The following is a 7219-nucleotide window of genomic DNA, read 5'->3' on the forward strand; positions in this document are numbered from 1 at the left end:
CCGCCAAATAACAACAACGTGCAAGGCCAAGGAGCAGCGATGTTTACGCACGAAGACCTGTCCAAAATGCAGGCCCAATCCCTCAAGATGCAAAGCTGGATCCGCCAGCAGACCTTCTCCCCCGAGATGGAAAAGACCCTGCGCCGGTTCTCTTCCTGGGAAGTGGCGGAGCTGATCTTCCGCGTCAACCAGTCGACCCTGCGGGGACGGCTCGCCACCGACCCCTCGCTGCCGCAGGGCCATGTCGAGGAGGACGGCCGCCAGCGCTGGTATTCGCTGGAGGAGATCAACGAGCTGCGACGCCGCATCAAGATCAACCGCAAATCGCTGCTGCCCAAGCGCCCCGCGGGGAAACGGGCGCTGCGGGTGGCAATCTCCAACTTCAAAGGCGGCGCCGGCAAATCCACCGTGGCATTGCACTTCGCCCACGCCGCGGCGCTGGACGGCTACCGGGTGCTCTGCGTCGACTTCGACCCGCAGGCCACTCTGTCGCATTCCATGGGCCTCAGCGACGTCACCGAGGATTACACCGTCTGGGGCATCATGGCCCGAGATCTGGTGCGCGAGACCGAGCGGATGAACGCCTCGCTGCAGGGTGCGGAATCCGGCACTTCCCTGCCCCAGCGCCAGCTGCCCGACGCAATCACCGGCATGGGGCTGCAGGACCTTCGCACCAGCGACTTCGTCAAACCGACCAGCTGGCCGACCATCGACATCATCCCCTCCTGCGCCAATGCGGCGTTTGTGGAATTCGCCTCCGCCCAGTACCGCCACCTGAACCCGGAATGGTCGTTCTTCGCCGCGGTCTCCCGCTACCTCGACCAGCTGCCGGCCGAGGATTACGACCTGATGATCTTCGACTGCCCGCCCGCGATCGGCTACCAGTCGATGAACGCGGTCTTTGCCGCCGACATGCTCTATATCCCCTCCGGCCCCGGCTACTGGGAATATGACTCCACCACCTCCTTCATCGGCCAGCTGTCCGAGGCGCTGGAAGATCTCTCGGCCTTCAACGGGGTTGTCCCCGCGGGGACATTTGCCCTGCCCAAGGTGTTCCAGGACGTCCGCTTCCTCCTCACCCGTTACGAAAGCGGTAACGATTTGCACCGTGCGATGCGTTCGGCATTTATGAAGGTTTTTGAGGGTAGAATGACCGAGCACCCGATCGAGATGACCCGCGCAGTCGAACAATCGGGCCGCTTCCTGAGTTCCATCTACGAAATCGATTACCGGGACATGACACGCGAAACCTGGCGCCGTGCGCGGGCGTCGTTTGATCAGGCCTATGACGAATTCAAGGCCTACGCGCTGGAAGCCTGGGAAAAACTGGAGGATGAGGCATGAGCAAACGCAGAGTCTTCGACATCGACTTCACTCCTGACACCGCCGCTGTCCCCGCGGGGACAGTCCCGGAAGCACCGGCTGAGAAACCTGCCGTTTCCCGCCGCGGGCCGATGGCCACCGCGATCTCCGAGAACGCCGACGCATTGCGCACCCGCGCCGAGGCGGAAGAGAAGATCCGCGCCGAGAACGACCGGCTGGCGCATGAGTTTGTGCGGCTGAAAAAGCTGGGCCTGATGGTTGACCGGATCCCAATTGGCCGGATTGGCGCGACCAAGCTGATCCGGGACCGCAGGGAAGGCCGCGACCCGGACCTGGACGAACTGAAGGCCTCGATCAAATCCATCGGCCTGTCAAATCCGATCCGGGTCGAGGAGAACGAGGACGGAAGCTATGAGCTGATCCAAGGCTACCGCCGGCTGCGGGCCTATCTGGAGCTGCTGCGGGAGACAGAGGATGAAGCCTATGAGCATATCCCCGCAGGTCTGGTGGCCAAGGGCGACACGCTGCAGAGCCTCTACCGCCGGATGGTAGACGAGAACCTGGTGCGCCGCGACATCTCCTTTGCAGAGATGGCCCAGCTGGCGCTGCGCTATGCCGAGGACGAGGGCACCAGAGCGAAGACTCTCGAGGATGCGGTCAACGACCTCTATGCCTCTGCAGGCCGTCAGAAGAAGATCTATATCCGCCATTTCGCCCAGGTGCTGAAGGCGGTGGGCGATGCGCTGAAATACCCGGAGGCGATCCCGCGGGCGCTGGGGCTGGAGCTGAAGAAACGGCTGGAAGCCGACGCGATGAACGCCCAGGTGCTGCGCGATGCGCTGGCGCGGGTGCAGCCCTCCACCGAGGAGGCGGAGTTGGAGGTGCTGCGCAGCTTTGTCGAAGGCAAGCGCAAGAATGCCCCCCGCAGCCCTGCCGCGCCGCGCCCCGGCGTCGCCAAGACAACCCTGCGCTGCACTGTCCCCGCGGGGACAGTCCGCTGCCAGGCGCGCGACGGCAAGATCGAGATGGCGATGGAGCGCGACTTCTCCGGGATCGACCGGCACAAGCTGGAGGACGCCATCGCCGCGTTCTTTGCCGCCTTGGAAGACGACGGCTGACGCAACTGTCCCCGCGGGGACAGAACCAGGAAACCGCAAAGGCCCGGCAGTGATGCCGGGCTTTTTTTATGTCTCATGTCAGCCTGCCGCGGTGTTTTTCACCGCTGTCCCCGCGGGGACAAAACAGCGGGCAGGGCCGAAACTGCCCGGTGATCTGGTGTCTAATCCGGCTGTTCGGGCCTGTCTGCTTCACCTGTCCCCGCGGGGACAGGTGAAGCAGACAGGCATTCGAACCAGAGGCCTTCTGGCCTGCAGCCGCAGAAGCGGGTGGCAAATGGAGGGCAGGGTGCTCGAAAATCTCTGTCTGTCCCCGCGGGGACAGACGTGTGGTTCTGCGGGGCAAAGGGCGGAAACAGACAGCCTGATGACCGGCGGCGATCCCGGAGGATGCCCAACGGCCCGCCATATGCCGCCCGGAACGCAACCTGTCCCCGCGGGGACACTCCGGGGAAACAGGCCGCAGCACTTGCAGTTTTCCGCCTTGTCCCCGCGGGGGCACCTGTGAACTTTCCGGCGGCGGAGGGCCGAAACAGCTGCCCGTGGGAATGGCAGCGGTCCTGTCGGGCGGCAGTTTGTCCGGCGTTCACCGCCCGCGCCAGGGCGTGTCCCCGCGGGGACAAAGGACTAAAACGGGCAGGGCAGAGGAGGAAAGCCACGGCTGTCCCCGTCGGGACAGGAGGGGAAAAGCACCTGCCGGAGCGGACCTCCTGGCAAAAGCAAGACCCGGCGCCGGGCCGGGTCTTGCTGCGATTTCTGCTGCTGTCCCCGCGGGGACAGCGGTGAATTCTGCCGGGTCAGCGGCGGGTCAGTTCAGAACCTTGAACTCGATCCGGCGGTTCTTGGCCCGGTTCTGCACCGTGTCGTTGGGGACCAGCGGCGTGGTCTCGCCGTAACCAACCGCAACCAGGCGCTCTGCCGGAATGCCCTTCTGCCGCAGATACTGGTTCACTGCCGCGGCGCGCTTCTCGCTCAGTGCCATGTTCCAGGCGGCCTTGCCCTGGCTGTCGGTGTGGCCGCCGATCTCAACCACCATGCCGGGGCAGCGGCGGATGATGTCCGAGAGGCTGTTGAGGAAGTCGCGCGAGTTGGCATCCAGACGCGCGGTGGAGGGGGCGAAGTTGACGCTGCGGCCCTGCGACAGGATCTCAAACCGGCCGGTGCAGGCCTCGCGGCTGAAATCGCCGCTGGCCTCCAGCGCGGTGGCGGCGCCTGAGGCGGCTGTCCCCGCGGGGGCAGAGGCGGTGGCGGCGCCGTTGCGGTCAAACAGCAGGTCCATGCTGACAAGGCCGACGGGGGTGATGGTGACACCTGCCGCTTCCTCCAGCTTTTCGCGGCCCGCGGTCAGGTTGAAGTCTTCCAGCTTGAGGATCACCGGCTGCACGGTGGCGATGGCAACGCGGTTTCCGTTTAGCAGTGTTACCGCTACCGGAATGGTCAGCGCGGCCTCGACCCCGTGCAGCGACAGGGTGACGGGCAGGTCGATCTGCTTGCGCTGCACTGCGGCAAGATCCGCGATCTGAGCCGGATCGATACGGGCTGTCACCACGGCCTCGGGGTAGGTGAAGGTTTCAAAGAACAGGAACCGCATCCGCACGTTGCGCAGGTCGATGGAAGTGTCGACGGAGTCGAGTGCGATGTGGATCTTCGCCTCGCCGGCCTCCGAAATGCTGCCGGAAAAGGCGGCAAAGCGGCTGGATTCCGCAATGCTGCCCTTTTTGATCGATATGAAGCGGATGGCGGAGGATTCGGCGTTGAGCTGCCAGCCGCCCTCAAACGGGCCGGCGGCCAGGGCCGGGCGGATGAGAAGCAGGAAAACTGTTATGATTGAGAGGGTTAAGCGGAACATGCGGAATCCAGTCAGGTTGCCGAAAAGGATATCCCGGCGCAAATGCCGGGCGGGAAACGATGCGCCCAGACTAACAGCAGTCTTGCTGCCGGGTGCAAGGGACGCGATAGTTTGGTAACCAAATACCCTTAAGAATTGGGAAGCTGCCCGGCGGGACGGAACCCGCAGGCAAGAATTGGAGCAGGTGCGTGCGAATTTTGATGATCCGGGTCCGGCTGATGCTGCTGGCGGCTGTTGCGGCCTTGTGGGGCGCGATGGCCCAGGCGGAGGAGCGGCTGGCGCTGGTGATCGGCAACTCGGCCTATGGCGCGGTGTCGTCGCTGGACAACCCGGTGCGCGATGCGCGGCTGATCGCCGAGACGCTGGAGGGGCTGGGGTTCGAGGTGACGCTTGCCGCCGATGCCAGGCAGATCGAGATGAAGCGCGCGATTGCCCAGTTCGGGCACAAGCTGCGCGGCGCCGGGCCGGATGCCACCGGATTGTTCTACTATGCGGGCCACGGGGTGCAGAGCTTTGGCAGCAACTACCTGCTGCCGGTGGATGTGGCGCTGGAGGACGCGGCGGACCTGGACCTGATGGCGGTGGAGGCGCAGTCGGTGCTGCGGCAGATGGCCTCGGCCCGGAACCGCACCAATATCGTGATCCTGGACGCCTGCCGCAACAACCCGTTCAAGACGGTGGCGGATCTGAATGAGAGCGGCCTGGCGGAAATGAAGGCGCCGACCGGAACCTTCCTTGCCTATGCCACCGCGCCGGGCGACGTGGCGCTGGACGGGGAGGGGGAAAACAGCCCGTTCACCGAAGCGCTGGCGCGCGAGATCATGGTGCCGGGGGCGCCGGTCGAACAGGTGCTGAAACAAGTGCGCCGGGCAGTGCTGGAGCAGAGCGGCGGCAAGCAGACGCCCTGGGACACGTCGTCCCTGGTGAGCGATTTTGTCTTTGCCGAGGCGGCGCCGGAGCCGGTGCTGAGCGCGGCGGAGATCGAGGAGGCGCAGATCTGGGCCTCTGTCCAGGCGTCGCGGGATGCGGTGCAGATCATGCTGTTCTTGCGCGGCTACGGTGGCGGCAAATACGCCGATGCGGCCCGCGCGCTGCTGGCGGAGCTGATGGAAGAGGAACTGCACGGCGGTGCCGGGGCGGATGTGGCAGCGGCACCCGCGCCCGCGCCTGCGCCCGTTGCGGCGCCGGATGCGGAAACCGCGATGTTCCAGGCGGCGCAGGCGGATGGCAGCAAGGCCGCCTATGAGGCCTATCTGATGGCCTATCCGGAGGGGAAGTTCGCGGAAATTGCGGCGGCGGAGGCGGCAGCGCTGAAAGCCGGGGCCGGGCAGGACCCGGCGGCGGGCGAGGCTGCGCCGGACATTGCAGAGAAACCCCAAGCTGAGCCTGCGAAACTGGCGGAGGCCGGCCCGGTGACCTATGCCAGCCCGCTGTACAGCGACATTGCGGAGATTTCCGGTCTGACAATTGCCGAGGTCGTGACCCGCGCGCCGTCCTTTCCGCCCGTCGATGGCCTGCCAGACAGCTATTGGAAGGGGCAGTCCTGCGGCAGCTGCCACCAGTGGACGCGGGAGCGGCTGTGCACGCAAGGAAACACTTACCTGAGCCTCAACATGCAGCGTTCATTGGGCAAGCAGCATCCGTTTGGCGGCGCCCTGAAACAGGCGCTGAAGAGCTGGGCCGCGGGCGGCTGCCAGTAGGCCGCCAGCGGCCTGCCTGCGCAGGGCAGGGGAGGGCTCCCGCCCGCGCGGGCGCATTTGCGAAATGCGCCTGCCCGGTTGGGCGCGGCGCTGTGCTGCGCACAGCGCGGGGGGGCACCTTCGGCGCGGCGGGCCGGCTGCCGCACAGACTCTGAAAAAATTCTTGCTGAGAAGCGCTTAAGGGCAGCTTTGCCCTTAAGGCGCCACCCCCATGATACTCCGCCCCTTTCCGCCTCAAGGGTGAACCGCGCAGCCTGCGCGGCGGCTGGCGCAGCCCTTTTCCCGCAAAAGGGCGGGATGGGGCGCTGCGCGTGCGCGCAGCGCCGGGCCCAAGGCCGCCAAGGCCCGGCGGCGGCAGCCGCGGGCCTGCGGGCGCGGGAGTACTGCCTGTGCAAGCTGGCGGTTACGGGGCGTGGGTGGTGATCAGGAAATAGACCCATTCGCCCTTGAAATCCGGGTGTTCGGCGCGGGCGGCTGTGACCCTGGTGCGCAGAAACTCCAGATACGGGGCGGCGGGTTCGCTGAGCGGGCGGGTGCCGCCGTAGAGCGGGTGCGAGGCGGCGAAGGCCACCGCGATCTCCTGGCCGTACGGCGGGCCGACGGTGATTTGCAGGCCGGGGTCCCCGGCCTCCTTGGCGCCGACACGCAGGGCGGTTTTGGGGGCGGCTTCAGCCAGCGGCACCAATTCGTTCGGGGACAGGTGCAGCACCGCGCCGCCGGCATCGAAATAGTCCACATAGACAAAGGCCGGGTAGTCCGGGGCGGTGAGATCGAAGAACAGCCGCTCGCCGCCGGAATAGTCGAGCACCCGGGCGTGGGCGTCGCTGCCGACCAGCAGCGGGTTGGTGATCTGGTCGGTGCTTTGCGGCAGGCCGACGTTTGAGATGCCCGCCAGCGCGCCGCATTGAGGGCGCGGCAGCAGGCGCATCTGGTCAGAGACGGTGATGTCACCGCCCATCTGCGCCTGCAGCGCCGCCAGAACAGGAGAGCGCATACCGTCCTCGGGCAAGTGTCCGCGGACCTCCAGCGTGGCGGTTTCCGGGACAAAGGCCACCTGCAGGCGGGAACAGGGCACGGCAGAGAGGATGCCGGAGACGCCATCGCGCAGGGGATCGCCCTGTGCCGCCGCGTCTCCGGGCTGCATGAAGCTTTGGAAGGCGGCGAGGGAGACCGGGTCGATATCGCCGGAACCGCCCTGGAAGGCCAGCGCGGCCTTGATGCGGGGGGCATCG

At 66.1% G+C, this 7219-nt stretch carries 5 protein-coding genes; 3 read left to right on the forward strand and 2 right to left on the reverse strand.

Features of this window, described 5'->3' with window-relative positions; genetic code table 11:
• Positions 1 to 39 precede the first annotated feature (39 nt).
• Positions 40 to 1344 (forward strand): AAA family ATPase, encoded by a 1305-nt coding sequence (locus LHL23_RS20215; protein WP_226431292.1) that lies wholly within the window; start codon positions 40 to 42, stop codon positions 1342 to 1344.
• Positions 1341 to 2441 carry a ParB/RepB/Spo0J family partition protein gene (locus LHL23_RS20220; RefSeq protein WP_226431293.1) on the forward strand — a complete coding sequence of 367 codons (1101 nt, stop codon included), beginning with the start codon at positions 1341 to 1343 and terminating at the stop codon, positions 2439 to 2441. The genes LHL23_RS20215 and LHL23_RS20220 overlap by 4 nt, the downstream gene beginning before the upstream one ends.
• An 805-nt stretch (positions 2442 to 3246) precedes the next feature.
• Here LHL23_RS20220 and LHL23_RS20225 read toward each other — a convergent pair.
• A complete protein-coding gene (locus tag LHL23_RS20225; RefSeq protein ID WP_226431294.1) occupies positions 3247 to 4287 on the reverse strand; it encodes an OmpA family protein in 1041 nt (346 codons plus the stop codon).
• A gap of 188 nt (positions 4288 to 4475) precedes the next feature.
• Here LHL23_RS20225 and LHL23_RS20230 point away from each other — a divergent pair, with 188 nt between their 5' ends.
• Positions 4476 to 5987, forward strand: coding sequence for a caspase family protein (locus LHL23_RS20230; RefSeq protein WP_319005223.1), 1512 nt, complete (start codon positions 4476 to 4478; stop codon positions 5985 to 5987).
• A 403-nt stretch (positions 5988 to 6390) separates the two neighbouring features.
• On the opposite strand, the gene LHL23_RS20235 is transcribed toward LHL23_RS20230, so the two are convergent.
• A partial coding sequence (locus tag LHL23_RS20235) for a DUF4384 domain-containing protein (RefSeq protein WP_226431295.1) occupies positions 6391 to 7219 on the reverse strand: 829 nt, incomplete at its 5' end.

This window comes from Leisingera sp. McT4-56, assembly GCF_020514995.1.
Taxonomy (GTDB): Bacteria; Pseudomonadota; Alphaproteobacteria; order Rhodobacterales; family Rhodobacteraceae; genus Leisingera; species Leisingera aquaemixtae_A.

Coding starts and splice junctions, on each gene's coding strand:
- LHL23_RS20215 (WP_226431292.1), top strand. CDS start 40: ATGTTTACGCACGAAGACCTGTCCAAAATGCAGGCCCAATCCCTCAAG.
- LHL23_RS20220 (WP_226431293.1), top strand. CDS start 1,341: ATGAGCAAACGCAGAGTCTTCGACATCGACTTCACTCCTGACACCGCC.
- LHL23_RS20225 (WP_226431294.1), bottom strand. CDS start 4,287: ATGTTCCGCTTAACCCTCTCAATCATAACAGTTTTCCTGCTTCTCATC.